This is a genomic window from Nocardia sp. NPDC005746, from assembly GCF_040630785.1.
In the GTDB taxonomy this organism is placed as follows: Bacteria; Actinomycetota; Actinomycetes; order Mycobacteriales; family Mycobacteriaceae; genus Nocardia.
Genome location: NZ_JBEXYE010000009.1, coordinates 177,231 through 203,240, shown reverse-complemented (window position 1 = coordinate 203,240; position 26,010 = coordinate 177,231). Strand labels below are relative to the sequence as shown.

General features: G+C 69.5%; 25 protein-coding genes. 14 read left to right on the top strand and 11 right to left on the bottom strand.

Annotated features, from left to right (window positions below):
* Positions 1–69: 69 nt before the first annotated feature.
* Complete coding sequence (locus tag ABZ412_RS19250) at positions 70–651, top strand: sigma-70 family RNA polymerase sigma factor (protein ID WP_154786124.1); 582 nt, start codon at positions 70–72, stop codon at positions 649–651.
* Positions 644–1,777 (top strand): anti-sigma-D factor RsdA, encoded by a 1,134-nt coding sequence (locus ABZ412_RS19245; protein WP_357282253.1) that lies wholly within the window; start codon positions 644–646, stop codon positions 1,775–1,777. The genes ABZ412_RS19250 and ABZ412_RS19245 overlap by 8 nt, the downstream gene beginning before the upstream one ends.
* A gap of 93 nt (positions 1,778–1,870) precedes the next feature.
* Here the strand turns inward: ABZ412_RS19245 and ABZ412_RS19240 are convergent, their stop codons facing one another.
* Positions 1,871–2,284 carry a DUF5319 domain-containing protein gene (locus ABZ412_RS19240; protein WP_029923780.1) on the bottom strand — a complete coding sequence of 138 codons (414 nt, stop codon included), beginning with the start codon at positions 2,282–2,284 and terminating at the stop codon, positions 1,871–1,873.
* Positions 2,285–2,595: 311 nt separating this feature from the next.
* Here ABZ412_RS19240 and guaB point away from each other — a divergent pair, with 311 nt between their 5' ends.
* Together guaB and ABZ412_RS19230 are read left to right on the top strand one after the other, a co-directional pair.
* Entirely contained in the window at positions 2,596–4,140 is a 1,545-nt protein-coding gene (gene guaB / locus ABZ412_RS19235) for an IMP dehydrogenase (protein ID WP_357282252.1), read from the top strand.
* Between the two features lie 81 nt (positions 4,141–4,221).
* Positions 4,222–5,355: a GuaB3 family IMP dehydrogenase-related protein gene (locus ABZ412_RS19230; RefSeq protein ID WP_357098360.1), complete on the top strand. Its 1,134-nt coding sequence runs from the start codon at positions 4,222–4,224 to the stop codon at positions 5,353–5,355.
* A 72-nt stretch (positions 5,356–5,427) separates the two neighbouring features.
* On the opposite strand, the gene ABZ412_RS19225 is transcribed toward ABZ412_RS19230, so the two are convergent.
* On the bottom strand, positions 5,428–6,252 hold the full coding sequence (locus ABZ412_RS19225; protein WP_357282251.1) for an alpha/beta hydrolase: 825 nt from the start codon (positions 6,250–6,252) through the stop codon (positions 5,428–5,430).
* A 432-nt stretch (positions 6,253–6,684) separates the two neighbouring features.
* On the opposite strand from ABZ412_RS19225, the gene guaA reads away from it, so the two are divergent.
* Positions 6,685–8,244 carry a glutamine-hydrolyzing GMP synthase gene (gene guaA / locus ABZ412_RS19220; protein ID WP_357282250.1) on the top strand — a complete coding sequence of 520 codons (1,560 nt, stop codon included), beginning with the start codon at positions 6,685–6,687 and terminating at the stop codon, positions 8,242–8,244.
* Positions 8,245–8,371: 127 nt separating this feature from the next.
* Here guaA and ABZ412_RS19215 read toward each other — a convergent pair whose 3' ends face one another.
* The 4 genes from ABZ412_RS19215 to ABZ412_RS19200 form a co-directional block, all read right to left on the bottom strand.
* Positions 8,372–8,572 (bottom strand): hypothetical protein, encoded by a 201-nt coding sequence (locus ABZ412_RS19215; RefSeq protein WP_357098351.1) that lies wholly within the window; start codon positions 8,570–8,572, stop codon positions 8,372–8,374.
* Positions 8,565–10,226 (bottom strand): PspC domain-containing protein, encoded by a 1,662-nt coding sequence (locus ABZ412_RS19210; RefSeq protein ID WP_357282249.1) that lies wholly within the window; start codon positions 10,224–10,226, stop codon positions 8,565–8,567. The genes ABZ412_RS19215 and ABZ412_RS19210 overlap by 8 nt, the downstream gene beginning before the upstream one ends.
* A gap of 117 nt (positions 10,227–10,343) precedes the next feature.
* On the bottom strand, positions 10,344–11,561 hold the full coding sequence (locus ABZ412_RS19205; RefSeq protein ID WP_357282248.1) for an FAD-dependent monooxygenase: 1,218 nt from the start codon (positions 11,559–11,561) through the stop codon (positions 10,344–10,346).
* A gap of 224 nt (positions 11,562–11,785) precedes the next feature.
* Positions 11,786–12,256, bottom strand: coding sequence for a cupin domain-containing protein (locus tag ABZ412_RS19200; RefSeq protein WP_357282247.1), 471 nt, complete (start codon positions 12,254–12,256; stop codon positions 11,786–11,788).
* 77 nt (positions 12,257–12,333) lie between these two features.
* On the opposite strand from ABZ412_RS19200, the gene ABZ412_RS19195 reads away from it, so the two are divergent.
* The gene (locus ABZ412_RS19195) at positions 12,334–12,921 is read left to right on the top strand and encodes a helix-turn-helix domain-containing protein (protein ID WP_357282246.1); all 588 of its coding nucleotides are present in this window, start codon (positions 12,334–12,336) and stop codon (positions 12,919–12,921) included.
* A 15-nt stretch (positions 12,922–12,936) separates the two neighbouring features.
* Here the strand turns inward: ABZ412_RS19195 and ABZ412_RS19190 are convergent, their stop codons facing one another.
* Together ABZ412_RS19190 and ABZ412_RS19185 are read right to left on the bottom strand one after the other, a co-directional pair.
* Positions 12,937–13,350: a nitroreductase family deazaflavin-dependent oxidoreductase gene (locus ABZ412_RS19190; RefSeq protein ID WP_357282245.1), complete on the bottom strand. Its 414-nt coding sequence runs from the start codon at positions 13,348–13,350 to the stop codon at positions 12,937–12,939.
* Positions 13,351–13,420: 70 nt separating this feature from the next.
* Positions 13,421–13,675, bottom strand: coding sequence for a hypothetical protein (locus ABZ412_RS19185; RefSeq protein WP_357282244.1), 255 nt, complete (start codon positions 13,673–13,675; stop codon positions 13,421–13,423).
* Between the two features lie 79 nt (positions 13,676–13,754).
* Here ABZ412_RS19185 and ABZ412_RS19180 point away from each other — a divergent pair, with 79 nt between their 5' ends.
* The 3 genes from ABZ412_RS19180 to ABZ412_RS19170 all read left to right on the top strand — a co-directional run bounded on the left by ABZ412_RS19180 (position 13,755) and on the right by ABZ412_RS19170 (position 16,443).
* Complete coding sequence (locus ABZ412_RS19180; protein ID WP_357282243.1) at positions 13,755–14,324, top strand: hypothetical protein; 570 nt, start codon at positions 13,755–13,757, stop codon at positions 14,322–14,324.
* An 81-nt stretch (positions 14,325–14,405) separates the two neighbouring features.
* A complete protein-coding gene (locus tag ABZ412_RS19175) occupies positions 14,406–15,704 on the top strand; it encodes a PspC domain-containing protein (protein WP_357282242.1) in 1,299 nt (432 codons plus the stop codon).
* 97 nt (positions 15,705–15,801) lie between these two features.
* Complete coding sequence (locus ABZ412_RS19170) at positions 15,802–16,443, top strand: response regulator transcription factor (protein ID WP_213557894.1); 642 nt, start codon at positions 15,802–15,804, stop codon at positions 16,441–16,443.
* Between the two features lie 86 nt (positions 16,444–16,529).
* Here ABZ412_RS19170 and ABZ412_RS19165 read toward each other — a convergent pair whose 3' ends face one another.
* Entirely contained in the window at positions 16,530–17,690 is a 1,161-nt protein-coding gene (locus ABZ412_RS19165; protein WP_357282241.1) for a serine/threonine-protein kinase, read from the bottom strand.
* A gap of 381 nt (positions 17,691–18,071) precedes the next feature.
* On the opposite strand from ABZ412_RS19165, the gene ABZ412_RS19160 reads away from it, so the two are divergent.
* Positions 18,072–18,818 carry a hypothetical protein gene (locus tag ABZ412_RS19160; protein ID WP_357282240.1) on the top strand — a complete coding sequence of 249 codons (747 nt, stop codon included), beginning with the start codon at positions 18,072–18,074 and terminating at the stop codon, positions 18,816–18,818.
* A gap of 42 nt (positions 18,819–18,860) precedes the next feature.
* The gene (locus ABZ412_RS19155; protein ID WP_357282239.1) at positions 18,861–20,678 is read left to right on the top strand and encodes a DNA polymerase Y family protein; all 1,818 of its coding nucleotides are present in this window, start codon (positions 18,861–18,863) and stop codon (positions 20,676–20,678) included.
* Positions 20,679–20,683: 5 nt separating this feature from the next.
* On the opposite strand, the gene ABZ412_RS19150 is transcribed toward ABZ412_RS19155, so the two are convergent.
* On the bottom strand, positions 20,684–22,252 hold the full coding sequence (locus tag ABZ412_RS19150; protein ID WP_357282238.1) for a glycosyltransferase family 39 protein: 1,569 nt from the start codon (positions 22,250–22,252) through the stop codon (positions 20,684–20,686).
* A gap of 276 nt (positions 22,253–22,528) precedes the next feature.
* Here ABZ412_RS19150 and ABZ412_RS19145 point away from each other — a divergent pair, with 276 nt between their 5' ends.
* From ABZ412_RS19145 to ABZ412_RS19135, 3 genes are read left to right on the top strand one after another with little or no spacing between them, the layout of a single operon-like run.
* Positions 22,529–23,257 carry an alpha/beta hydrolase gene (locus ABZ412_RS19145; RefSeq protein WP_357282391.1) on the top strand — a complete coding sequence of 243 codons (729 nt, stop codon included), beginning with the start codon at positions 22,529–22,531 and terminating at the stop codon, positions 23,255–23,257.
* A 24-nt stretch (positions 23,258–23,281) separates the two neighbouring features.
* On the top strand, positions 23,282–23,842 hold the full coding sequence (locus ABZ412_RS19140) for a YdeI/OmpD-associated family protein (protein ID WP_357282237.1): 561 nt from the start codon (positions 23,282–23,284) through the stop codon (positions 23,840–23,842).
* Between the two features lie 13 nt (positions 23,843–23,855).
* A complete protein-coding gene (locus ABZ412_RS19135; RefSeq protein WP_357282236.1) occupies positions 23,856–24,851 on the top strand; it encodes a sucrase ferredoxin in 996 nt (331 codons plus the stop codon).
* A gap of 113 nt (positions 24,852–24,964) precedes the next feature.
* Here ABZ412_RS19135 and ABZ412_RS19130 read toward each other — a convergent pair whose 3' ends face one another.
* Positions 24,965–25,939: an SDR family NAD(P)-dependent oxidoreductase gene (locus ABZ412_RS19130; protein ID WP_357282235.1), complete on the bottom strand. Its 975-nt coding sequence runs from the start codon at positions 25,937–25,939 to the stop codon at positions 24,965–24,967.
* Between the last annotated feature and the right edge of the window lie 71 nt (positions 25,940–26,010).

Genomic DNA, 26,010 nt, shown 5'->3' with positions numbered 1-26,010 from the left:
TCCGCGGAAGCACCGGCTCGCCTTCCCGCCGCCGTGCCACTCTCGTAAACGCCAGGAACAGCTCTGACGATGAACAACACGGGTGAGGAGTTGGATCCCGCTGTCGTCGCTGCCGCAGCGCAGGGCGACCGGGCGGCCCTTTCCCAGGTACTGGTGAGCATCCGCCCCCTCGTGGTGCGGTATTGCCGTGCGCGCATCGGAACGGCCGAACGCGGCCAACTCTCCGCTGACGACGTCGCGCAGGAGGTCTGTCTGGCCGTCATGACCGCTCTTCCCCGGTATCAGGATCAGGGTCGACCGTTCATGGCGTTCGTCTACGGCATCGCCTCGCACAAGGTCGCGGACGCCCACAGAAATTCCGCCCGTAACAAGGCGGACGCCATGGCCGAAGTACCGGATGTCATATCCACCGACCAGGGACCGGAGCAGCGAGCTCTCGAATCCGAAACGAGCCGACAGATGAACGCACTGTTGGCGACTTTGCCGGAGAAGCATCGAGAAATCCTGATCCTTCGCCTGGTCATGGGTCTGTCGGCTGAAGAAACCGCAGTCGCCGTGGGCAGTACGGCGGGTGCTATACGAGTCGCCCAGCACCGGGCACTCGCGAAACTCAAGTCTCAAGTGGCGAGGGCAGGTGAAATGTATGGCTAGGGATGGCGAGCGCGGTCAGGGCGACTTCAAGGCGCGACCTGGATCGCAGAACAGCGGTCCCTACGCCGAGGCGTCCGGTGATACCGGGCCGGTCGATATCGCCGCGGTGCGACGCGACGATGCGCTGATCGACGCCATCTCCGGTGACGGTCCCGTGCAGACGGGTACTTCGGAGGAATACCAGCTGGCGGCCCTCTTGGCCGACTGGCGTGCGGAGATCATGGCCGAGCCTTTGCCGGCCGGACCGGACCTGGATGCCATCGTCGCCGCGGTCAATCAGGAGATCGGTGCACGACAGGCCAGAATCGGCGCGGGCAACCGCGGGCGACTGCGGCTCGTCCGGCCGATCCTGGGTTCCGCGGCGGCCCTGGCGCTCATCTTCGGTGGCCTGACGGCGTTCTCCTACAACGCGAGCCCCGGTGATCCGCTCTGGCGGATGAAGACCGTCGTGTTCAGCGAGCAGGCCCAGTCCACCGTGGTCTCGCGGGCGGACAGCGACCTGGAGCAGGCCAAGGAGCTCATCGCGCAGGGCAAGGCCGAAGAGGCCAAGCCGTTGATGGAGCGGGCCGCGGACAATGCTTCGCAGGTCAACGACTCGGGCAAGAAGGACAGCCTGACCGATCGCTGGCAGCAGCTCTACACCCAACTGCAGGCGACGGCGCCCAAGGTGGCCGAGTCGCTGGCGGCGGTGGCCCCGGCCACGACCAAGGCCCCGGTCGTGCCGAGCACCGCGAATGTGTCGGTGCCGCCGGTCAATCCGCCGACCAAGACGGATGGCAATCCGCCGACCTCGATCGATTCGTCGGTCCTCGGCGGCACCAACCCGAACCCGAATCCGGCCACCGGTGGCGGCATCTCCACGCAGCCCGTGGTGCCGCCGGTGACCCAGGTGCCGACCGTGCCGCCGGTGGAGACCCAGCCGCAGACGGCGCCCCCGACCGCGGGCAATCCGACGTCGGTCGTGGTGCCGACCGTCAGCAACCCTGAGCCCGGGACCCCGGGCGTGGGGCAGCCGCCCACTCAGCACCAGCCGCCCACCCAGCAACAGCCGATCACGATTCCGCCGGTGCTGCCTTCGTCGCTCGCTGTGCCGCCCGGAATCCCCTCGGTGCCGGGAACCCACTAGGCGGTTCCCGATAGCCCTGCGGCCATCGGTGTTTCATCAGTCGAAAACGGAAAGGGCCTGCATCCCCAGGGGATGCAGGCCCTTTCCGATGAATCAGACGTCGAATCCGTCGAATCCGTCGCCGTGCAGCGCCTCGTTCATGGAAGCGTCCGCGTAGCCGCGGCAGTAGTCCCAGGTGACGTAGGCCTCGGGCGTCGGGTCGTAGGCGGGTTCGTGCGGTCGCACCGTGCCGTCCACCAGTAGCTGGAGGAGGTTGGCGCGCAACATGTCCCAGTCGTGGTAGTGATCCTGCCGGCAGTCCTCGCAGCTGACCACGAGACCGCGGATGCCGCGGTGGGCCAGCAGTGCCTCATATACCGCGAGGTCGGCGAGATCCTCTTCGACCGCTAGGCGCTCGTGAGGATCCAGCGGTTCCCCCGGCTCGATGGCATCGAGCGCGGCCGACGGGTCGGAGGGGTCTCCGGCGAATGGATCCGGCGGCAAGCCAGGTGGTAGATGGTCACGCACAGTCCCACGGTACGCAGAACCACCCCCTGTGCGCCAGCGCTGAAGGGGATTTGCCTCCACTTCGCTGGTGGTACGGCGGACAGTGATGTAGTGACAGCCGACACGTTAATGGCAGAGCCGACAATTCGCAGCGCCAATGACATCCGCGAACAGGCCGGAGCGAAGCGGAGGGCAAATCCGGCACAGCATCATGGACGGATACCATGGTTGACCAAAGGCCGGGTAGCAATCGCCGGCATTGCCATTCATCTACGCATCCGCCGGGACCCGGCCCGGTGGGTGTTGCCGAGGTCCAGGAGGGGTCGATCCGAATGAGCAGTCCCGTGACGGGCGAACGTAACGCAGGCCGCCCCCATACGGGCGGCGACGATCCCAACAAGATCGCCATGCTCGGCCTCACCTTCGACGATGTGCTGCTGCTTCCCGCGGCCTCCGATCTGATCCCGAGTTCGGTCGACACCTCCAGCAAGCTGACCCGCGACATCTCGCTGCGGACCCCGCTGGTGAGTTCGGCCATGGATACCGTCACCGAGGCGCGCATGGCCATCGCCATGGCGCGAGCGGGCGGTATGGGCGTGCTGCACCGCAATCTGTCGGTGGAGGCGCAGGCCGCGCAGGCCGAGACCGTGAAGCGGTCCGAGGCGGGCATGGTGACCGACCCGGTCACCTGTCGCCCCGACGACAGCCTCGCCGAGGTCGACGCCATGTGCGCTCGTTTCCGCATCTCCGGTCTGCCCGTGGTGGACGAGCGCGGCATGCTGGTCGGCATCATCACCAACCGCGATATGCGGTTCGAGGTGGACCAGGACCGCAAGGTCGCCGAGGTGATGACCCCGGCGCCGCTGATCACCGCGCAGGAGGGCGTGACCGCCGAGGCCGCGCTGGGCCTGCTGCGCCGCCACAAGATCGAGAAGCTGCCGATCGTCGACGGCTCCGGCAAGCTGCGCGGGCTCATCACGGTCAAGGACTTCGTCAAGACCGAGCAGTACCCGAACGCCACCAAGGACCGTGACGGTCGGCTGCTGGTCGGCGCGGCCGTCGGTGTCGGCGAGGACGCCTGGTCGCGTGCCATGACGCTGGCCGAGGTCGGCGTGGACGTGCTCATCGTGGACACCGCGCACGGCCACCAGTCGGGCGTGCTGCAGATGGTCTCCAAGATCAAGGCCGAGGTCGGCGACCGCGTGCAGATCGTCGGCGGCAACGTCGCCACCCGCGCGGGCGCGCTGGCGCTCGTCGAAGCCGGTGTGGACGCGGTGAAGGTGGGTGTGGGCCCCGGCTCCATCTGCACCACCCGCGTGGTCGCCGGTGTCGGCGCGCCGCAGATCACCGCGATTCTGGAGGCCACCGCGGCGTGCAAGCCGCACGGTGTGCCGGTGATCGCCGACGGCGGCGTGCAGTACTCCGGTGACATCGCCAAGGCCATCGCGGCCGGCGCCTCCACCGTCATGCTGGGTTCGCTGCTGGCCGGTACCGCCGAGTCGCCGGGCGATCTGATCCTGGTGGGCGGCAAGCAGTTCAAGAGCTACCGCGGCATGGGTTCGCTGGGCGCCATGCAGGGTCGCGGCGAGGCCAAGTCCTATTCCAAGGACCGCTACTTCCAGGACGACGTGCTGTCGGAGAAGAAGCTGGTGCCCGAGGGCATCGAGGGCCGGGTGCCGTTCCGCGGCCCGCTGGACCAGGTGATCCACCAGCTGGTCGGCGGTCTCCGCGCGGCCATGGGTTACACCGGCGCGCAGACCATTCCGGATCTGCAGGCGGCCCAGTTCGTGCAGATCACGGCGGCGGGCCTGAAGGAGTCGCACCCGCACGACATCACCATGACCGTCGAGGCTCCCAACTACACCACCCGTTCGTAGCCGGACCGAACCGGTTCGCGCTTGGCCGCGGACCGGTTTTGTCATGTCTGGCAACCGAACTCCAGAGAGGACTGAAACACGATGCGCGATATGGTCGAGATCGGCATGGGCCGGACGGCTCGGCGCACCTACGAGCTGGACGATATCGACATCGTGCCCTCGCGCCGGACCCGCTCCTCCAAGCAGGTGTCGCTGGCCTGGCAGCTCGACGCGTACCGCTTCGAGATCCCGTTCCTCGCGCATCCCACCGACGCGCTCGTCTCGCCGAAGTTCGCCATCGAACTGGGCAAGGCCGGCGGCCTGGGCGTCATCAACGGTGAGGGCCTGTGGGCCCGGCACGCCGACGTCGACGCCAAGGTGCAGCAGCTGACCGAGGTCGCGGAGAAGGAAGGCACCGAGGCGGCGGTCGCGCTGCTGCAGGAGCTGCACGCCGCGCCGATGAAGGCCGACCTGCTGGCCGCCGCGGTCGCCGAGGTGCGCGCCGCCGGGGTCACCACCGCTGTGCGGGTCAGCCCGCAGAACGCGCGCGCGCTCACTCCGAGCCTGGTGCAGGCCGGGATCGACCTGCTGGTCGTGCACGGCACCATCATCTCCGCCGAGCACGTGGGCGACGGGGAGCCGTTGAACCTCAAGACCTTCATCGCCGAGCTGGATGTGCCGGTGGTCGCGGGCGGCGTGTCCGATCACCGCACCGCGCTGCACCTGATGCGCACCGGCGCGGCGGGCGTCATCGTGGGCTACGGCTCGATGCAGGGCTCCACCACCACCGGTGAGGTGCTCGGCATCGGCGTGCCGATGGCCACCGCCATCGCCGACGCCGCCGCCGCGCGGCGCGACTACCTGGACGAGACCGGCGGCCGCTACGTGCACGTCATCGCCGACGGCGAGACCCTGACCTCCGGGCACGTCGCCAAGGCCATCGCCTGCGGCGCGGACGCGGTCATGCTGGGCGTGCCGCTGGCCATGGCCCGCGAAACCCCGGGCAATGGCTGGTACTGGCCCTCGGCCGCCGCGCATCCGTCGGTTCCGCGCGGCGCGGTGCTGCCGTACGCGGTCGACGAGGAGCGGGTCCCGCTGGACCAGGTCCTCAACGGCCCGTCCAACGACCCGTTCGGTTCGCTGAATCTGGTTGGCGGCCTGCGTCGTTCGATGGCCAAGACCGGATACAGCGACCTCAAGGAATTCCAGAAGGTCGGTTTGAACGTGCGCGGCTAGCGATCAGACCCTGCACTCGCGCCCTTGGGCATTCACTCGAATGCGCAAGGGCGCGAGTCGTATCCGGGTCGGTCAGCGGCTGCCCGGCCGGGCACTGAAATCGCGCAGCGGCGGTACCGCGATATCGCGGAGGAACTCTCGGATCGCGGAGTTCACCGCCACCGGGTGGGTCATGTTCACCGTCTGCCGGGCGCCGTCGATCTCCAGATAGTGCGCGCGGGGGAGGCGTTCGGCCAGTTCCCGGGCGTGCGAGCGGGGCACGCCCGAGCGGGTCGGGTGGATGACCAAAGTGGGGCAGGTGATTTCGGGTAGTCGCTCCAGCACCGAGTCGCGGCCCAGCAGCGCGCCCGCGGCGATCTCGGTGGCCGACGGGTCGCGGGCCAGCCAGCGTTTCACCCAGACGGCGCGGTACCAGTCGTCGTCGCCGATGAGCCAGCGGGCCAGGTATTCGGCGAGTGCGGGGCGGGGGCCGTCCTCGTGCCACTTGTCCAGAAACTTTCGGGCATTGGTGAGTTCGGCGGTGGTGGGCTCGTGCGCCTCACTGCTGAGCAGCACCAGGGCGGCGACCCGGTCGGGGGCCAGCAGCGCGGTGCGCAGAGCGATGAAACCGCCCTGGGAGGTTCCGCCCACCACGGCCCGTTTCGCGCCCAGCTGATCCAGTACGGTCAGCGCGTCGCGGGCGGAGGTCCAGTAGGTGAACGGCAGCCCCTCGTCGCGGGTGCGGCCGTGTCCGCGCGCATCCCAGGTCACGATCCGGAACTCCGGAGTCAACGCCGCCTGTTGCGACGCGAACATCGTTCGGTCCATGAGGAATTCGTGCCCCAACAGCACAACCGGACCTTCGCCCCCGCTGTCCTCGTAGTGGATCTCGGCATCGATCGCACGGGCGAATGGCACGAGGTAGAGGATAGCCAGCACCGGTGACAAACCGGCGAGCTTTCCTGCCCACCGGCACACCGGGTGTCGCTCGGCCCATTCGGCCGGGTAGGAATTACCGTCCACGCGAGGGCGGAAGTCCCTATCCGGGACAACTCCGACGCGAATACCGTCCCGATGCCACCACTTCCGGGCCGGGCGGGCAACCGCTTCCGAGGCCGCGGCGCACCCTGGCCCGGGGTGGCGGTCCACGGTGAACCCGATCCTCTGGGTGCCGCCTGATTTCGTGCCGGTCGGGGTAACTCGTCGGGGACGGCCGAAATCGGTTCGGCACCGACCGCCGGCACGGGTGTTCGACGGCCAACGGCACGTAGCTGTCCGCCGAGTTCCGGGGAGGCGGGGTGGCGGTCGCCCGGGGAGAGTGTGTCCTATCTCGCTCACTAGACTGTGCGGGTGGCAGAAACCCAGCGACCAGTCCTTGTTGTCGATTTCGGCGCGCAATACGCGCAGCTGATCGCGCGCCGGGTGCGCGAAGCGAGTGTGTATTCCGAGGTGGTGCCGCACACGATCACCGTCGAGGAGATCGCGGAGAAGCAGCCTCTCGCCGTGATCCTCTCCGGCGGACCCAGCAGCGTGTACGCCGAGGGCGCGCCGCAGCTGGACGCGCGGCTGTTCGATCTGGACCTGCCGGTCTTCGGTATCTGCTACGGCTTCCAGGCCATGGCGCAGGCGCTCGGCGGCACGGTGGCGCACACCGGGACTCGCGAGTACGGGCGCACCGAGCTCAGCGTCGACGGCGGCATTCTGCACGGCGGCCTGCCCACCCGGCAGCCGGTATGGATGAGCCACGGCGACGCGGTCACCGATGCGCCCGCCGGGTTCGAGGTGACCGCGACCTCCGCGGGTGCGCCGGTCGCCGCGTTCGAGGATCGGGCGCGCAAGCTCGCCGGCGTGCAGTACCACCCGGAGGTGCTGCACTCGCCGCACGGCCAGCAGGTGCTGAGCCGGTTCCTGCACGAGATCGCCGGCATCCCGGGCGCGTGGACGCCCGCCAATATCGCCGAGGCGCTCATCGCCCAGGTGCGCGAGCAGGTCGGCGACGGCCACGCCATCTGCGGCCTGTCCGGCGGTGTGGACTCCGCGGTCGCGGCCGCGCTGGTGCAGCGGGCCATCGGTGACCGCCTCACCTGCGTGTTCGTCGACCACGGTCTGCTGCGCGCGGGCGAGCGCGAGCAGGTGCAGCGTGATTTCGTCGCCGCGACCGGGGCCAAGCTGGTCACCGTCGACGCGGTCGACAAATTCCTGGGTGAGCTGAAGGGCGTCACCGATCCGGAGGAGAAGCGCAAGATCATCGGCCGGGAGTTCATCCGGTCGTTCGAGGACGCGGTCTCCGAGGTCGTCGGCGAGCAGGGCGAGACCAAGGTCGAGTTCCTGGTGCAGGGCACCCTGTACCCGGACGTGGTCGAGTCCGGCGGCGGCGCGGGCACCGCGAACATCAAGTCGCACCACAATGTCGGCGGTCTGCCCGACGATCTGGAGTTCGCGCTCGTCGAGCCGCTGCGGCTGCTGTTCAAGGACGAGGTGCGCGCGGTCGGCCGCGAGCTGGGTCTGCCCGAGGAAATCGTTGCGCGCCAGCCGTTCCCGGGTCCGGGACTGGCCATCCGCATCATCGGCGAGGTCACCCACGACCGGCTGGAGCTGCTGCGCCAGGCCGACGCCATCGCGCGCGAGGAGCTCACCGCCGCCGGGCTGGACAAGTCGATCTGGCAGTGCCCCGTGGTGTTGCTCGCCGATGTCCGCAGCGTCGGCGTGCAGGGTGACGGCCGCACCTACGGCCACCCGATCGTGCTGCGCCCGGTCTCCTCCGAGGACGCCATGACCGCCGACTGGACCCGCCTGCCCTACGAGGTGCTGGAGCGGATCTCCACCCGCATCACCAACGAGGTGGCCGACGTCAACCGCGTGGTGCTGGACGTGACTTCCAAGCCGCCGGGCACCATCGAATGGGAGTGAGCACTCCCCGCTGAACGCGAAGGCCCCGCACCTGCGAAAGGTGCGGGGCCTTCGGCCTTCTCGGAAGGGCAGTTCCGGGAAGGAGGGACGCCGTCCCCGGCGAGGGGGTGGGGGCGGCGCGTGCGGTCTACTCCCGGTGTTTCTTCGGGCTGAGCACCAGGATCACGCCGACCACGATGGCGGCGATCACCACGATCCAGCCCAGCGACAGACCGCCGGAGACGGGCCAGAAGTGGGGGCCGATGAAGGCCCACACACTCACGCCCAAGCCCAGCAGGCCGGCCAGCAGTAGCGCGAACGAGGGTCGGCGGTTCTTGTTCTCAGCCACGGTTCACCTCCGCGTTTCCCATCTGCACGTCGACGGTCAGGTTCAGGACGGGGCCCGTCGCCGGGCCCGAGATTCCGCTCGGGCAGTTCGAATCACCCATGCGGACATTGCAGGTCGTATTGACGCGCAGGTTCGGCGGCAGCATCACGCGGGCGTCGCCCATGCGTACCTTCACCTCGACCGCGCGATCCTCGGTCAGCTTCAGCTGACTCAGGTCGAGGGTGCCCGAACCCATCGAGATGTGATAGACGGGCAGCAGCTCGGAATCGGTTGCGGCGGACCACTTGTGGTCGCCCATCGCGCCCTCGTCGAACTGGATCGGGCCGATCAGCGAGGCCAGGATCACGAAACCGGCCAGCGGGGCCAGCACCACCATCAGGCCGTAGCCGCGGCGCAGGAACGCGCCCACGATGAGGCCCACGGCCACCACGGCCAGTGCGGCGGCGCCGATCCGGCCGGGCGTCATCCACTCCACGCCCGCCGCGGCCATGGAACCCGCCGCGGCGGCGGCCAGGATGGCGAGACCGATGGTGACGGGGGTCAGGCGGGACCGCGGGCGGGCCGGGGGAGCCTGGACGACTTGCTGCTGGACCGGCGCGGCCGGCTCGGGCAGCTGCCAGGCCAGCGGGGCCACACCCAGGGGATCCCAGCCGGGCGGGGTGGGGCCGAAGTCGGGGGAGATGGGGGCGGGGCCGAATCCGGCGCGTGGGCGGTCGGTGGCCGGCGGAATCCGGTGCAGGGTAGGGGGTTCGACGTCGCTCGGTGGGGTCGACGGGGTCTCGGGGGCGCCGCCGTCATCGCCGCCGGTCTTCGGCTTGGTGAGATCGACAGCTGTCGCCGGTGTGTCCGCCGGTTCGTCCGGCTGTTCCGGCGTGCCGGGGCCCGATGCGGATTCGGACTTCCGCAGGACCACGGTGTCGGACACCGACGATGCGGGCGCGTACCGGGTCTCCAGCACCTCGGTGACCTGCTCGGTGTTCGGAATCTTCTGCGTATCAACCGGTTCCGGCTCCGGTGCGGCGGCGGGTGGCTGGTTGGGGTCGGGCTCGTAGTGATCGGGCAGTGTCGTGTACGGCCCGTACGTCTGGAAGGTCACCGCATTGGTGCCCGGGTACCCGGTCCAGTACGGGCTCGCGGTGCCCGGATACCCGGTGTTGAACGGATCGGTGACCGCCGACTGCTCGAAATGACCTGCGGGCGGCTGCGTCTGGCGCTGATACAGCAGCCACCACCCGCCCAGCATGAGCGCGAAACTGATCACCCCGGACCCGCCGAGTCCCACCCCGACGGGACCCATCGTGCTCACAGCGATCCCCAACGCCACCATGAGCACGATGGTCTTGGACGAGGGCTGCGACGCCTGGCCGCGCCCGAACAGCGACTCCGCCGCCGAGGACTGGTCTCCGGCCTGGTTCAGCAGCAGCCACCCCAGCAGATAGAGCACCACCCCCGCCCCGCCGAACAGCGCCGACACCACGAACGCCACCCGCACCAGCACCGGGTCCACGTTGTAGCGCCGGCCGAACCCGACAGCGACGCCGGCGATCGGCCCGTCCTTGGGAAACCGCACCGGCCGCGTCTGCCACAGATCCTGAATCTGATCGGAGAAGCCGGTACGCCCAGCACCCTTGGACCAGTCGCTCGTTCTCGTCATGCCATCCATCGTGCTGTCGACGGCTGTTCAGGCACATCGGGGATCACCCTGAACCCCCACCTGAACTTGGCCCCCTACCAGCCATCGTTCCGTGAAGCGTGAAATGTGCTGGGACGCCTAATTGCTTGCCGATGAGGTGATCGGCGGTTCGGCGGCAGGGCGGGAGTCGGGCAGTTCCGCGTAGTCGGGCAGTTCGATGCCATTGAGTGCGCGGTCGATCAGGTCGAGGTCCCAGTCGGGTTCGGGGCTCGGCTCGGCGTTCGGGTCGGGGATGTCGCGACTGTGGGCGTGCAGGCGGCCGATTTCCTGGTTGGCCTCGACGAACGGGCGCATGCGCCGCTCGTAGGCGGCGAATCCGGCTTCGGGGTTCCAGTCGGCGGCGGCCAGCTCTCCGGCCAGGATGTACGCGCCGACCAGAGCCAGGCCGGTGCCCTGTCCGGAATAGGGGGACGAGCTGAAGGCCGCGTCGCCGAGCAGGCCGACGCGTCCGCTCGACCAGCGGTCCATCACCACTTGGGCGACCTGGTCGAGGTAGAAGTCCGGTGTGTCGTCCAGGTGGGCGAGGATGCGCGGGGTCAGCCAGCCCATGCCGGTCATCTTCGCGCGCAGCAGGCGCTTCTGGGCGGCGATGTCGCGGTAATCGACGTCGAGGTCGGGGGCGACGAAGGAGAACAGGGCCATCGCCTGCGTGGCGTCCTGGATGGGGCGCAGGCCCGCCGAACGGCCGGCCGTCTGGTAGTCGATCAGCCAGCCGTCCAGCCCGAATTCGTTGGGCACGGTGTAGAAAGCCAGCGCGTGCCCGAGATGGTGGACGAACCGCTCGTGCGGGCCGAAAACCATGGCGCGCAGCCCCGAATGCAGCCCGTCGGCCCCGATCACCAGATCGAACCGCCGCCGGTCACCGCCCTCGAAGACCACGTCGATCCCGTCCGTGTCCTGCGTGAGTTCCGCGATCCGGTCGCCGAAGATGTACTCGACACCGTCGCGAGTGTCATCGTGCAGCACCCGCGACAGGTCCCCGCGCAGGATCTCGATCTCCGAGATATACCCGTCCCCGTCATGATCGTCCGCGCGAAACGTCTCCAGCACTTTCCCGTCCGCGTCCACCGTGTACGCCCCCGCGGTCCGGGTGCGCGCCGCCCGCACCTCCGCATCCAGCCCCATCCGCCGAATGATCTCCTTGGCCACCCCGCGCGCATCCACCGCCTGGCCACCGGGCCGCAACCCAGGAGCCCGCTCCACGACGGTCACCTCGGCTCCCCGCCGCCGCAACCAATGCGCCAACGCGGGCCCAGCGACACTCGCCCCCGCCACCAACACCTTGATCCCACTCATTGCGCCTCCCTCTCGCCCGCCCGGATCACTGCCCGGATCGTGTGCTCCTGCCCGGACCCACCGCCGTCGGTGCATCCAGAGTTATCGACGGTGGGCCCACCCGAAATTCATCGGCATCCCTGCGCGACGTTCCGCGACGTCGGATCGGCTCGGGTAGTCGGTGGTCTTCGCCTGCTGCGCCGGCTGGTTCAGCCTGTCACGTCGGTGGCTGGACCCGGGCCGTGCTAGGCCACCGTGGGTTCCTCGTAGCGGATGTGGTGCTTGGCGGCGATCGGGTTGATCTTGGCCGGGTCGAGGGCGCCTGCGGTGAGTACGGCCGGACCCGCCTCGAACAGATCCTCCAGGTAGCACTCCCAGCCGCCCGGTGAGGAGATCTGGATGAGGCGTGGCGGGGGTGTCGAGGCGCAGCGCAGGGCGTGCGGAATGCCGTGGGGGAGTAGGACGAACATCCCGGCGGTGGCGTGCTCGACGCGGTCGTCGAATTCCACCTCGAGGGTGCCGTCGAGCACGTAGATGGATTCGTCGGCCACGTCATGGGTGTGGCGGGGGATATCGCGGGCGAGGGTGACTTCCAGGAGCGAGAAGCGGTCTTCGGTATCGGCGGTGGTGGCCTTCACTGCGAACGCGGGCGGTAGAGGGAGGCGGCCGGGGCGGGCCGCGCCGGCTTCGAGCAGCAGAAATCGATTGTGGGACATGGTGGTACCCTTTCGAATCAGAAGAATCGGAACCGGAATCCGGATCCGTTTCGAGTGTAGGCCGGAAGGGAACCCGAGTGTCAAGCCCATCGTCGCAGTCGCGCAAGCCGCGCGCGGACGCCTCCCGCAATCGCGACCGCATCCTGGAAGCCGCGCGTAATTTGTTCGCGGAGAGGGGAAGTCAGGTCCAACTTCCGGAGGTGGCGCGGGCCGCCGGTGTCGGGATCGGCACCGTGTACCGGCACTTCCCGACCCAGGCCGACCTGATCGAAGCCGCGGCCGCGCAACGCTTCGCCGAGATCGAGGAATACGCGCGCACCGAATGTCTGGACCACGCCGCGCCCGGCCGGGCGGTGCTGGACTACCTGACCCATGTCGGCGAAATCCTGGCGGCCGACAGTGGATTGTCCGCCGCCATCGAATCCACCCGTCAATCGCGCGGTAGTGAACCGCGCGGCGCCGCGCTGGAACAGCTCGCCGAGATCATCGGCACGCTCATCGAATCCGATCGGGCCGCTGGAACAGTGCGACCGGACTTGACCGTCGCCGATGTCTACATGGTTGTCGGCGCACTGTCCGCCACCATTCGCTCCGGCAGCGGCGACTGGCGCCGATTGCTCACCTTGTTGTCCGATGGGCTGCGGGTTCAACCGTCGAACGGCTGATTCGGGCGCAAACCCTTACGCGGGTTGGCGGTACACCGCTATGACCGGGATGTGGCGGGTGGTCTTGGCTCGGTAGTCGGCGAAGACCGGCATGAGGTCGATCATGCGGGCGTAGAGGGCGTCGGATTCGGGAGCGGGGAGGAATTCGGCTTTGCCGGTGTAGGTTTCGGTGCCGAGTTCGACGGTGAGTTCCGGGTTGGCGCGGAGGTTGTGGTACCAGGCGGGGTGTTTGTCGGCGCCGCCGTTGGAGGCGATGAGGACGATGCGGTCGGTGTCGGGGACGTAGACCAGGGGATTGGTGGTGGGGCGGCCGGACTTCGCACCGGTGGTGGTGATCAGCACCATGTTGGTGCGGCCTTCGAAGGGGCCGCCGACCTTGCCGTTGTTGGCGCGGAACTCCGCGATCACGGATTCGTTGAATGCGTTCATCTCACCTGTCCTGTTCGGAATGTCGTGGACGACAACCGGTCAGGGGCCGGCCGGTATTCCGCCGGCGGCGTCAGCAGGGCGGACGATAGGGCAGCTGGGGGAGATGGTGACGCCAGAGGTCTTCGGTCCAGCCGGCCGAGGTGGTGTCGCAGGCGCGGGCGACGGCGTGGGGGAGGTCGGTGTCCCAGAACTTGATCGGACCGTAGGCGGTGGTGATGGCCAGGTGGCGGTTGTCGGGGGAGAAGGTGGCGGTGATGGAGGCGGGACCGGATTCGGCCAGGGCATCGGTGGGGGCGGGGTGGGTCGGGTCGGTGATGCAGCCCAAGTCAGCGCCTATCCTCCTTCCGGTCCGGACAATTCTGCGGCTCAGTGTGAGCTCGAAGGCAGCTTCATATGCTGGCAGCGTGAGCGATATTGCGCATTTTCTTGCGGCGGCTGAGCGGGGGTTTCCGCTCGAGATGGACGATGTGGTGGATTTCTTGATCGGGAAGGGGGTTCTCCTGGCGGTCGACTGGTCTGGTGAGGAGTGGTCCGGGCAGATCTCACAGTTCGTGGGCCGTCGGGTGGAAGCTTTCGGGGAGGACGGAGCGGTTGTCGTTGCCGTCGAGTCCGCGGTCAGGGACGCGGCCGGGGCTGACCTGGCGCGTGGTGAACATGTGCCGGCGATTCTGCGTGCTGTGGACGATGCCTTGGCTCCTGCGGGGTTGGCGCTTGGGGAATTGCGCTCCGGCGATGACACATACCGCGTCGGCGTCATGCGTCGCACGGAGGCATCGAGTCACCTATGGGGTCTGGATCGGCCATCTTCCGAATTGCTCTACATCCTCGACTGCCCGTGCGGTGGCATGAACGTGTGGCAGCTACCCGCGTCGGACCCGAAGCCGGATGCGGGCGAGTGCGACTCGTGCGGTCGGAACCTGTTCGACGTCGCCGGTACCCCGATCGTGCCGATGCTTGCGGAACCCGCCGTTTGAGAAACCTGCCGTCACGCTCAGGGGTCGAATCGGGGTGTTTCCCGATGCGGGGTGTCGGATACCCGTGCCAGGATCGAAGGCATGTATCCGTCCGCGCCCTTGTACGACCCTGCCCGGGGGGCCGCCACCGTGGCGACCCAGCCCAAGCTGGTGCGGCGCACGGGTGGGCGCGTGGTCGGCGGGGTCGCGGGCGGGCTCTCGGATCATCTGGGGATCGACGTCTTCAAGGTGCGGATGGCGTTCGTGCTGCTGTCCGCGCTCGCCGGGGCCGGGATCGTCGCCTACGGCATGTTGTGGATCTTCACGCCCGCGGGCGCCGACGCGGCCCCGCCGACCGGTTCCGAACGACGGCAGGCCATCGGTATGGCGCTGCTCGGCATGGCGCTGTCGGTATCGACCGCGTGGTTGTTCAATGGGACGGCCGCGCACGTGGTGGGGCCGATCATCGTGGTGGCGGTCGGCGCGGCGCTGGTGTGGCGCGAATTCGATGCGGACGGGCCGAGATCGGTCATCGGGCTGCCCGCCAAACCGTCGGTGGTGACGTGGGCGCGCATTGTCGGCGGGGCCACGCTCATCGTGGTGGGGCTCGGGGTGGTGGTGCTGGGGCGGATCAATCTGAGTTCGCTCGGGTCGGCGCTGCTGGCGGTGGCGGTGACCCTGGTGGGCGCCGGGTTGCTGACCGTGCCGCTGTGGCTGCGCATGGTGCGGGCGCTGAATTCCGAACGCGCGGCGCGGATTCGCAATGACGAACGCGAGGAGATCGCCTCGCATCTGCACGATTCGGTGCTGCAGACGCTGGCCCTGATCCAGCGCCAGGCCGACGATCCGCAGGAAGTGGTGCGGCTGGCTCGCAGTCAGGAACGCGAGCTACGCAAGTGGCTGTTCGAGGATGCCGGGCCCGCGCAGTCGAGCCTGGCCGCGGCGCTGCGCACCATCGCGGGTGAGGTGGAGGATCAGCACGGGGTGAAGGTCACCCCGGTCACCGTGGGCGATGTGTCGATGGACCTCGACGACAGCGGAATCGGTTTGCCCAAGGAGCATTTCACCGCGGTGCTGGGGGCCAGCCGGGAGGCGCTGGTCAATGCCGCCAAGCATGCGGGGGTGCCGACCATCGACCTGTACGCCGAAGTGGAGCCGCATCAGGTGAGTGTCTTCGTGCGCGACCGCGGCAAGGGCTTCGACCCGGACGCGGTGTCCAAGGACCGTCAAGGCGTGGCCAAGTCCATTCACGCCCGCATCGACCGGCGCGGCGGGCACGTGGAGATCAAGTCGTCGCCCGGCAATGGCACCGAGGTGCGAATCTTCATGCCGCGCAAGGACGGCGGCGACGAGCGGCTGGTGGTGCAGACCGACAGTCCGGAAGACGCCGCGCAGCTGTGAGTTCCGGGGCGCCCGTGAACCATGAGTCGTGGGCGGGCCGTGGGCTGGGGATTGTGGTACCGATGGGGGCAGGGTTCGTCAGGGTGAGGAGAACTAGGTGAGCGTCCGGGTCTTTCTGGTCGACGACCATGCGGTGTTCCGGTCCGGGGTGCGGGCGGAGCTGAGCCGCGAATCCGATATGGAGGTGGTCGGCGAGGCGGGCGGCGTCGGCGAGGCCATTGCCGGGATCAAGGCGACCGCGCCGGACGTGGTGCTGCTCGACGTGCACATGCCCGACGGCGGCGGGGTCGCGGTGCTGCAGGGCATCGACGCCGGGCCGGTGTGCCTGGCGCTGAGCGTGTCCGACGCGGCCGAGGACGTGATCGCGGTGATCCGGGCGGGCGCGCGCGGATACGTCACCAAGACCATCTCCGGGCCGGAGCTGGCCGACGGCATTCGGCGGGTGTCGGGCGGGGACGCGGTGTTCTCGCCGCGGCTGGCCGGGTTCGTGCTGGACTCGTTCACCGGCAAGTCGCAGGTGCCCGAACCGCCGCTGGATCCGGAACTGGATTCGCTGACCCCGCGCGAACTCGAGGTGCTGCGGCTGTTGGCGCGCGGCTACACCTATCGCGAGATCGCCGAGACGCTGTTCATCTCGGTGAAGACGGTGGAGACGCACGCCTCGAACGTGCTGCGCAAGACCCAGCAGTCGAACCGGAACGCCCTGACCAGGTGGGCGCACCGCCGCCGGATCGATTGAGATATCCACGGTGACAACTGATTTCGTGCGCCGAGGGTAACTCCTCGGGGACGTCTGAAATCTGTTCGGCAGTCGCGCGGAGGCGGCTAGAGCGCGATCACGACGACGATGATGATCAGCAGACCGATGAGCAGGCCGATCGCCACCGCCAGCGGACCCGCGTTCGGGCCCAGCTTGCTGAAATCGAACTCGAAGCCCTTCGGCTTGGGCTGCGCCGCGACCGGGGCCGCGGGGGTGGTGCGCTGCGGGCGCGGCAGCGGGCTGGAATTGGGGCTGCGCAGTCCGGCCGCGGAATTGCGGGCCGCCCACGCCGGGATCGTCCCGTCCTCGGTGCGGACGGGCGCGTTCAGGATGTAGGGCGCGGTGCCGGGACCGAAAGCGGCGGTGAGGATCTCGTTGCGGGCCTCGGTCATGGTGGGGCGGCGCTGCGGGGCGGGCTCCATCATGTGCAGCAGGACCTCGGTGAGCGGGCCGCTGCGGGCGGGCGGGGTGATCTGAGCCATGGCGGCGCGCTCCACGATGACATTGCTGTCCTCGTCGAAACCGTAGGGCGGCTGACCCTCGATGGCGGTGTACAGCGTTGCGCCGAGCGAGAATACGTCGCTGGCGGTGGTGGGGCGGGCCCCGCGGGCGACCTCCGGCGGCAGGTAGGCGGGGGTGCCGGTGATGACGTCGCCGATCTCCTCGCTGGTGTCGTTGGCGCCGCTGGAGATGCCGAAGTCGGAGAGCTTGACCATGCCGACCTCGTCGCCGCGGTCGGCGACCAGGATATTGCCGGGCTTGATGTCGCGGTGCACGATGCCCGCGACGTGCGCGGCCGCGAGCGCGTCGGCCACCTGCGCGCCGATCTGCGCCACCTCGATCGGGGACAACTGATCCACCAGCGCAAGGGCTTTGGCGACACTGCGTGAGGGCAGGTACTCCATGACCAGCCAGGGTTCACCGGCCTCGAGCACCACGTCGTAGACGGCGATGGCGTGCTCGTGCGACAGCTTGGCCGCGACCCGGCCCTCGTGCATGATCCGGCTGCGGACCTCGCGCGCCTCGTCCTCGCTCAGGCCCTGCGTGGTGAGGACCTGCTTGATGGCGACATCGCGGTGCAACAGGCGATCGGTCGCCAGCCAGACGGCGCCCATGCCGCCGCCGCCGAGCTTGGATTGCAGACGGTAGCGGCCGGCCACCAGATAATCGGGGCCGACAATGGGACGAGCGCGTTCGGTCACGGGTGCAGGGTATCGGAAAACCATCCTGACTGGCCTGGTTCGAAACCCGGGGTTTGCTGGGTCTTGCGGCGCGGTCTCGCGGATTCCTTTCCAGACCTATACGGACACACCGTGTTTCGCACGCCCTCCGGTCCTGGGGGAGCGGTGGGAGATTCTCGGAGGTCCGGGGATCTTCCGGACGAAACGACACGTGACCCGCCCGCGCTCCCTTCTGGACAGCCGGTTGCCGCCGGGCCGGGCGGCGGGCGGGGAGGGGTCGTGCGGGTTGTGCGGCCGTGGTGGGGGCCACTGACTCTTGACGTGTCCCGAGACTCGAGTTCTACTGTGCATTGATCGAACATGAGTTCGATTATGTCAGGTAGCTGGATCGGTGCTAGCCCGTCGACTGGGAGAGGTGGTCACTGGATGGGTGCGGCGGCGGAAGCCAGGCGGGAACAGCTGGCGGAGTTGCGGCGGCGAATGGCCGCGGTCCCGGCGCGCGGCGCCGAGGCCACGGCGCGCGTACCGGTGGCGCCGGAGCCGCGGCGGGAGCCGTTGCCGGTGCCCGCGGCACTCGAAAACCTTTTGCCCGACGGCGGATTGGCCAAGGGGTCGGTGGTCGTCTACAACGGCGCCGGCTCGCTGATCTCCGGGCTGCTGGCCGCGGTGACGAGCGCCGGCGGGCATGCCGCCGTGGTCGGGCTGCCGCGGCTGGGCCTGCTGGCCGCCGCCGAGATGGGAGCGCGACTGGACCGGCTGGCCGTGGTCTCCGATCCCGGGCCCGATCCCCTCGAAGTTGCCTCGGTATTGCTCGATGGCCTGGACCTGGTGGTTCTCGGGCTGAGCGGGCTGGCGGTGCCGATGTCCCGCGCCCGCGTCCTGGCCGCCCGCGCCCGCGGCAAGAACTCCACGCTGATGGTGACCAACGGCTCCTGGTCGGGGTCCGCACTGCACATCGACACCCGGGTCGCCGGGTACAGCGGACTGGGCCGGGGCTGCGGCCGGTTGCGGACCGTCCGCCTCGACGTCTCCGTGCGCGGCCGCTCCGCCCAACCCCGCCTCGGCCACCTGTCCCTCAGCCCCGCCGACGGCCGCGTCGAATGGGTCTCCACCGCCGACCCCGCCGCCCCGGCCGAACCGCCGCTGCGCCTCGCCCGCCATGCCGCGTCCTGACCGGACCGCGAGGAACCGCCCACGTGACAAGAGTTTTGGATCATGTGGCCGTGCCGGGAGAGGGGGCAGGTCGTGAAGCCGCGGCGGGTGCTGGTGGTGTGGTGCCCGGACTGGCCCGCGGTGGCGGCCGCCGCCGAGGCGGGGGCGGAGGCCACCCGGCCGGTGGCGGTGCTCACGGCCAATCGGGTGATCGCGTGTACCGCCACCGCGCGGGCCGAGGGGATCCGGCGCGGGCTGCGCAAGCGGGAGGCGCAGGGGAGGTGCCCGGAACTGCTGGTGGCGCAGGACGATCCGGATCGGGACGCGCGGCTGTTCGAGCCCGTGGTGACGGCCGTGGACGCGACGGTGCCCGGCGTCGAGGTGCTGCGGCCGGGCATGCTGGCGCTGTCGGCGCGCGGCGCGGCGCGGTTCTTCGGATCGGAGGAGGCCGCGGCCGAACGACTGGTGGACGCGGTGGCGGCGGTCGGGGTGGAATGCCAGATCGGCATCGCCGACGAGTTGTCCACCGCGGTCTTCGCCGCCCGCCGCGCCACCCTGGTGCCGTCCGGCGAGGGGGCGGAATTCCTTGCGCCCATGCCGATCTCGGAGTTGGCGGGGGAGCCGGTGCTGGCCGCGCCGCAGCGGGTCGAACTGGTGGATCTGCTGCACCGGCTGGGACTGCGCCGGATCGGCGACTTCGCGGCGCTCACGCCCGCCGAGGTGGCGTCGCGGTTCGGGGCGGACGCGATCGTCGCGCACCGGTGTGCCCGCGCGCTGCCGGAGCGGCCGCCCGCGGCTCGCCTGCCCGCCGCCGACCTCACCGTGGAACAGCGTTGCGACCCGCCGATCGAACGCGTCGACATGGCGGCCTTCGCGGGCCGCATGCTCGCCGCCGAACTGCACACCAAGCTCGCCGCGACCGCGGTGGCCTGCACCCGCCTGGTGATCCACGCCGAAACCGAGTCGGGCGAGGAGTTCTCACGCATCTGGCGCTGCGCCGAACCCCTCACCCCCGACAGCACCGCCGACCGTATCCGCTGGCAGCTCGACGGCTGGCTCACCCGCCGCGCCCTGGACCGCGCCCGGGCTTACCGCGCGGCCGATCGGGACTGTAGCGCGCGTGGCGACGGCCGGGCCGAGCATCGGGGCGGTCGTGCCGTGCGCGGAGACGGGCGCGGCACACAGCGAGACGGGCGCACCGTCTATCGGGGCGATCGTGGTGCGTGGCGGCCGGGCGGTGCGAAGGCCGATGCGTATGAGCCGGATCCGATCGAGGCGTGGGATTCCGGGGCGGACGCGGCCATCGTGCTGCTGCGGCTGGAACCCGTCGAAGTCGTGTCGGCCGGGGCCTTGCAGCTGGGGCTGTGGGGTGGGGTCGGGGACGACGAGGAGCGGGCGCGGCGGGCGTTGATCCGGGTGCAGGGGCTGCTGGGCGGGGACGCCGTGCGGATGGGGGTGCTCAGTGGCGGGCGGGGGCCGGAGGAGCGGATCACCATGGTGACGCTCGGGGACGAGCCGGTGCCGGCGAACGATCCGGCGCAGCCGTGGCCGGGGCGGTTGCCCGAGCCCGCTCCGGCGCTGGTGCTCACGCATCATCCGGAGGTGCGGCTGGAAGGTGCCGACGGGTCGCCGGTCTGGGTCAGTGATCGTGGCATGTTCACGGCCGATCCGGTCCAGTTGCACTGGGGCAGTAGTTCGTGGCGGCTGTCGGGCTGGGCGGGACCGTGGCCGGTGGACGACCGGTGGTGGACGCACCGGTTCGAGGACGGTTTCGCCGCGCGCGCCCAGGTGCAGCTGGACGCGGAGGACGCCGCACGGCTGCGCGCGCTACTGCTGATCGGCTACGACAACGTCTGGCATGTGGAGGGGCTGTACGAGTAGTGGTCTCAGATGCCGAGCGGCAGGTGTAGATCCATCATGTCCGGCCAGAGTTCCGGCCAGGGGTGCAGCGGGCCGCGGCAGATCGCGATGGCGATGCCGGTGTTCACGCCGGGGAACCCGTTGGGGTTGTCGAGGTGGTCGAGGATCTGGACATTGCCGAACTGGCGGCGCAGGGTCGGTTCGGTGCTGTCGAGGCCGACGTAGAGCACCGCGCCGATGTCGCTGGGCGGCGGGCCGAAGTAGCCGAAGCCGCGGTTGGGGCTGTAGACGGGCGGCAGGCCGTAGTCGCGGCCGAAGTTCTGGAGGGCGGCGGCCTGCCAATAGTTCTGGGCGACGATCGCTTTGGGCCGCTCGGATTCGGGCAGCTGCCGGTAGGCGTCGGCGACCTCGGCGGTCAGCTCGGACCAGCCCGAGTAGCCGTAGATGCTGGTCCGCATGGCGAAGTCGGCCTGGGTGCGAATGGCTGTGTGCACCCGCGACGGCGGCTGCGGCAGGGCCGCCACCAGCGCCGCGATGATCACCAGCGACAACCCGATGACCGGCAGCGCGACCACCCGCAGCACCCGGTTGCCGCGTTCGCCGCGGTAATAGGGCAGCGCGACCGCGCCGATGCCGAACAGCACCGGCAGGAATCCGGCGGTGTAGTACGGCCGCCCGTGCCCGAACAGCACCACGGCCACCAGCAGGCCGGAGGAGACGAGCATGAACATGTAGGGCCGCAGCCAGCGTTCCCGGGCCAGGCTCCAGAACGCCCAGCCCGCGAGCAGGCCGCCGAGCAGTCCGGCCAGTCCGATCATCTGCGGCAGGCAGGCCAGCGGTCCGCCGCCGGCGGCGTCCTGTTCGGCGCCGATCACCTTGCTCATGGCCAGCGCGGGCCAGCCGTGCTGGTTCTGCCACCACAGGCCGGGCAGGGCGGAGGTGGCGAAGATGCCCGCGCCGATCCAGAGTCCGCGCCGCCACAGTAGTTCCCGCGGTCCGGCGGCGATGATGCCCGCGGCCAGGGTGAGCAGGATGGTGGGGATGAACCACTTGACCTGGAGGTCGATGGCCGCGACCACGCCGACCGCGATGAGCAGCCGGTCCTCGCGGGTCCGGATCCAGCGGATGAGCAGCCAGATGATGGCGGCCTGCAGGGTGGCGTCGAAGGAGAAGGTGCTCAGCTGTACGGCCTGGGTGGCGGCGAGCGGGGAGATGCCGTAGGCGGCGGCCGCGATCAGTTGGGCGGTGCGGGAGCCGCCGAGTTCGTAGGCGACCGCGGCGCTGATCACGACGGCGGCGGCGGTCATCAGGACCGCGGGTAATCGCAGCATCGGCGCGGAGCCGGGGGCGACGGCGTCGGCCAGGTGGGCGACCAGTGGGATCAGGACGCCTTGGTCGGCGTAGGTGAGACTACGGTGGGCTCCGGCGGCGATGAAATACAGTTCGTCACCGAAGAAGTCGTAGCGCAGTGTCGGGACGGCGAGAAAGGTCCCGCAGAGCGCGGCTAGTAGGAGGACCCAGGCGGTAGCGAAGGTCGGCCGCGGCGGGCTCGGTTCATCGAGTTCGACCGCGGGGGCGGCAGCATTGAGAACCATATTTCCCCGACAAACAAGTATTGCTAAATCGGGGATCACGCTACCGTCAGGGCTGACCGATTACCGAAAAATGTGAAAGTGATCTATTTCACAGGTCAAACCGGTTGGTATCACGCCTGGACCTGCGCAGTTCCGCATTCATTCGTCAAGTGAATGAATAGGCAACCGTATCTGTATTCGATATGGCGGAGCGCACAAATTGCGGCGGCGACCACCCAGCGATCCGTACTCTGGACAATCGTGGAGTCAACGGTCACCCGGGTCGAGTTCGATGACGTGTCGATCGCCTATCGCGATTCCGGCGCCACGGGTGGACATCTCTACAGCGACACGCCGGTGGTCCTCGTGCACGGCATGGGCGGCGACGGGCACACCTGGGATCGGTTCGCGACCCAGTTGGTGCGCCGCGGCCGCCGGGTGATCATTCCGGACCTGCGCGGGCACGGGCGCAGCGCGCACACCGCGTCCTACCGGTTCGAGGAATTCGGCGCCGACATCCTCGCGCTGTGCGACCGGATCGGCCTCGACACCGTCGACCTGGTCGGGCATTCCCTCGGCGGCTACGCCATCTCCTGGGTGGCCATGCAACGCCCGGAACTGGTCCGGCGCCTGGTGATCGAGGAACAGCCGCTGCCTCTGCGCTCCGGCGACGAACAGGTGAGCTTCACCCGCAGGCTGCCATCGATCCCCGAACTCTGGCACGCCACCACCAGCCTGTTGCGGCACCCGCGCGCGGTGCTGGCCTTCGACCGATCCATGACCGGCGAAGCGCTCGAACAGTTCCGCAAGCCCTACCCCGAATGGTGGGACGGGCTGTCCGACATCACCGCGCCCACCCTGTTCCTGCGCGGCGGCCCCGGCGGCATGGTCGACCCCGACAAGCTCGAACAGCTGCGCGCCGGCCTCGCCGACTGCACCGTCCGCGCCTTCGACTGCGGGCACAGCATCCACCGCGACCGCTACCCCGCCTTCGAGGCCCAAGTGCTCCCCTTCCTGGGGCACTGAGCTGCCGGTATCTAGAGTTGAACGGTGTCCGCATCCGAGCGACCCACGCTGTGGTTTCCCGACGAGTCCGCGTTCCGGGACTGGCTGTCGGCCAATCACGCGGCGGTGGACGGCATTTGGCTGAAGTTCGCGAGGAAGGGCTCGGCCTACGCCTCACTCGACCATGACGGCGCGCTGCGACAGGCCCTGTGCTTCGGCTGGATCGACGGGCAGGCCAGGAAACTCGACGACGATTTCCTCGTCATGGGATTCACCCCGCGCCGCCCGCGCAGCCAGTGGTCGCAGCGCGATGTGGGGCTGGCGGGCGAACTGGTCGAGGCCGGGATCGTGCATCCGGCCGGGCAGGCCGAGATCGACCGGGCCAAGGCGGACGGGCGCTGGGACAACGCCGTCGGACACGACCTGCCGCAGGACTTCCTGGACGCGCTGGCCCGGTATCCGGAGGCGGCCGTGTTCTTCGAGACCCTGCCCATGCAGTCGCGCATCGCGGTCGGCTACCACCTGGGCAGCGCGGTGCGGCCGGAGGCCCGGCAGCGGCGGCTGGAGCAGGTGATCGCGAAACTGATCGACGGGAAGCCACTGTGACCGAGGGACGGCTGTGACGGGGTTCGAAGGATTGTCGTGTTCGGCTGCGGCACTGGAGGTTCCCCTACCCGGGAGCGCGACCCGCATCACCGGCTGGCTGTGCGTCGAACAGCCCGGGGCGTGGGGACGCGACGTGATCGGCGACCAGGTGCTCGGGCCCCACATCACCCCCGAACTGGCCGCGCGCACCAAGGCGGCGCATGTGCGGCCCACCCTGATCCGGCGGGCGGGGCGGCGGGAATTCACCGGTGTCCGAACGGTTCTGCTCGCCAGTTCGCGGCCCGAGGGGTCGTGGTGCGAGCGGCTCGAGATCACCGACCTGCGGGAACTGCTGGATATCGATCTGCATCTGGTCGACGGGCCCGCGCCGGGAATCGGTGCGGCCGTGACGGATCCGTTGGTGCTGGTCTGCGCGCACGGTAAGCGCGACCAGTGTTGTGCCCTGCTGGGCCGTCCCATCGCCGCGAGCCTGTCCGCCGCCCACCCCGAGCGGGTGTGGGAGTGCTCCCACACCGGCGGCCACCGTTTCGCCCCGGCGGTCATCGTGCTGCCCACGGGTCTCACTTACGGCCGCCTGGACGAGGATTCGGCGCACGCCATGCTCGCCGCCGCCGACCAGGGTGAGGTCTCGCTCACCGGCCTGCGCGGCCGCAGCTGCTACGGCCCGGTCGAGCAGGTGGCGGAAATAGCGGTCCGACAGCGCATCGCCGACGCTACGTTCACCCGGGTCACCTCGGCCGGCGACAGCACCGGCCGGACCGTCGTGTCCGGCGATGTCGACCCGACGGCCGGCATCGACGACCTCGTCGTCGAGGCCGCCCCGGCCGACGCCGGAAGCCCGACCGATCCGGCCACGTTCGCGGGTGCGGCCATGGTGACGCATCGGGACGGTCGCCGCTGGCTGGTCACCGCCCGTACCGCCGCCTACTCGCCGCGGCAGGCCAGTTGCGGTGCGGCCCCCAAACCCGCCACCGCGGTGGTACTGGACCGTCTCCGGCAACTCGCCTGAGCGGCAATGGTTCCTGCCCAGGTACTGCGCTGTGAGTGCAATTGTTTCGGCGGGCTCGAATTACTCCGCGCGGCGATCGATCCGGCCGGAATAGGGGCCGCTGCGGGCGAGAACTACCAGTGCGTTCCAGGGACCAGGCGGGCGGCGCGGCGCAGGGCGGTGCCGGTGGCGCGGACGGCCGGGGGCACGGTGCGGCGATGGCGTTGCGGGACGACGATTTCCACGTCGGTGGTCGCCGGCTCGGGCGCGGTCTCGCCCTTGGCGGCGGGGGAGTCCGGGATGGCGCGGTAGTACCGGTGCAGGACCCGCTCCTTGATGCCGGGGGCCACCAGGTTGCCGTATTCGGCGAGGGTGCCGAGCGGGACGTCGATGCGGCGGGGCCGTTCGGTGAGGGCCCGGACGATGAGGGCGGCGGCCCATTCCGGGGACTGGGTGCCGGTGCCCTGGTCGCCGCTGGGGGTGATCATGGGGGTGCGGACCAGCGGCATGTGGATGGTGGTGAAAGTGATGTTGCTGGAGCGCATCTCGGCGGCGGTCACCTCGGCGAACTTGTCGAGGGCGGCCTTGCTGGCCAGGTAGGCGGCGAAACGCGGGGTGGCGACCTGCACGCCGGCGCTGGAGATATTGACGATGTGGCCGTCCTTGCGTTCGCGCATGCCGGGCAGCAGGCCCAGGGTCATGCGGACCGCGCCGAAGTAGTTGACGGCCATGGTGCGTTCGAAGTCGTGCATGCGGTCGGTGGAGCGGTGCACGGCGCGGCGGATGGAGCGGCCCGCGTTGTTGACCAGCATGTCGACGTGGCCGTGGGCGGCGAGCACGGTCTCGATGGTCCGGTCGACGGAGTCCTGGTCGGTGACGTCGCACGGGTAGGCGAAGGCGGCGCCGCCCGCGGCGGTGATCTCGTCCACCACGGTGGACAGTTCTTCGGCACGGCGGGCCAGCAGGATGACGAGCGCGCCCTTCTGCGCGGCCGTCAGCGCAGCCGCGCGTCCGATGCCCGAGGAGGCGCCGGTGATCACGACGTGCTTGCCGGTCAGATCGCGGCGGGCGCGCCGACGGGCCAGGTAACCGGTGTCTTGGTCGGCCATTTCTGCTCCCTTGCAGGTGGAATTGCCTCGAACTTACTCCAAAGTAAGTTACTGCGCCACGATGGATTGGC

Excerpts from the sequence above, each read along its gene's own strand:
- ABZ412_RS19250 (WP_154786124.1), top strand. The coding sequence starts at position 70 with ATGAACAACACGGGTGAGGAGTTGGATCCCGCTGTCGTCGCTGCCGCA.
- ABZ412_RS19245 (WP_357282253.1), top strand. The coding sequence starts at position 644 with ATGGCTAGGGATGGCGAGCGCGGTCAGGGCGACTTCAAGGCGCGACCT.
- guaB (WP_357282252.1), top strand. The coding sequence starts at position 2,596 with ATGAGCAGTCCCGTGACGGGCGAACGTAACGCAGGCCGCCCCCATACG.
- ABZ412_RS19230 (WP_357098360.1), top strand. The coding sequence starts at position 4,222 with ATGCGCGATATGGTCGAGATCGGCATGGGCCGGACGGCTCGGCGCACC.
- ABZ412_RS19210 (WP_357282249.1), bottom strand. The coding sequence starts at position 10,226 with ATGACGAGAACGAGCGACTGGTCCAAGGGTGCTGGGCGTACCGGCTTC.
- ABZ412_RS19205 (WP_357282248.1), bottom strand. The coding sequence starts at position 11,561 with ATGAGTGGGATCAAGGTGTTGGTGGCGGGGGCGAGTGTCGCTGGGCCC.
- ABZ412_RS19200 (WP_357282247.1), bottom strand. The coding sequence starts at position 12,256 with ATGTCCCACAATCGATTTCTGCTGCTCGAAGCCGGCGCGGCCCGCCCC.
- ABZ412_RS19190 (WP_357282245.1), bottom strand. The coding sequence starts at position 13,350 with ATGAACGCATTCAACGAATCCGTGATCGCGGAGTTCCGCGCCAACAAC.
- ABZ412_RS19175 (WP_357282242.1), top strand. The coding sequence starts at position 14,406 with ATGTATCCGTCCGCGCCCTTGTACGACCCTGCCCGGGGGGCCGCCACC.
- ABZ412_RS19165 (WP_357282241.1), bottom strand. The coding sequence starts at position 17,690 with ATGGTTTTCCGATACCCTGCACCCGTGACCGAACGCGCTCGTCCCATT.
- ABZ412_RS19160 (WP_357282240.1), top strand. The coding sequence starts at position 18,072 with ATGGGTGCGGCGGCGGAAGCCAGGCGGGAACAGCTGGCGGAGTTGCGG.
- ABZ412_RS19155 (WP_357282239.1), top strand. The coding sequence starts at position 18,861 with ATGTGGCCGTGCCGGGAGAGGGGGCAGGTCGTGAAGCCGCGGCGGGTG.
- ABZ412_RS19150 (WP_357282238.1), bottom strand. The coding sequence starts at position 22,252 with ATGGTTCTCAATGCTGCCGCCCCCGCGGTCGAACTCGATGAACCGAGC.
- ABZ412_RS19130 (WP_357282235.1), bottom strand. The coding sequence starts at position 25,939 with ATGGCCGACCAAGACACCGGTTACCTGGCCCGTCGGCGCGCCCGCCGC.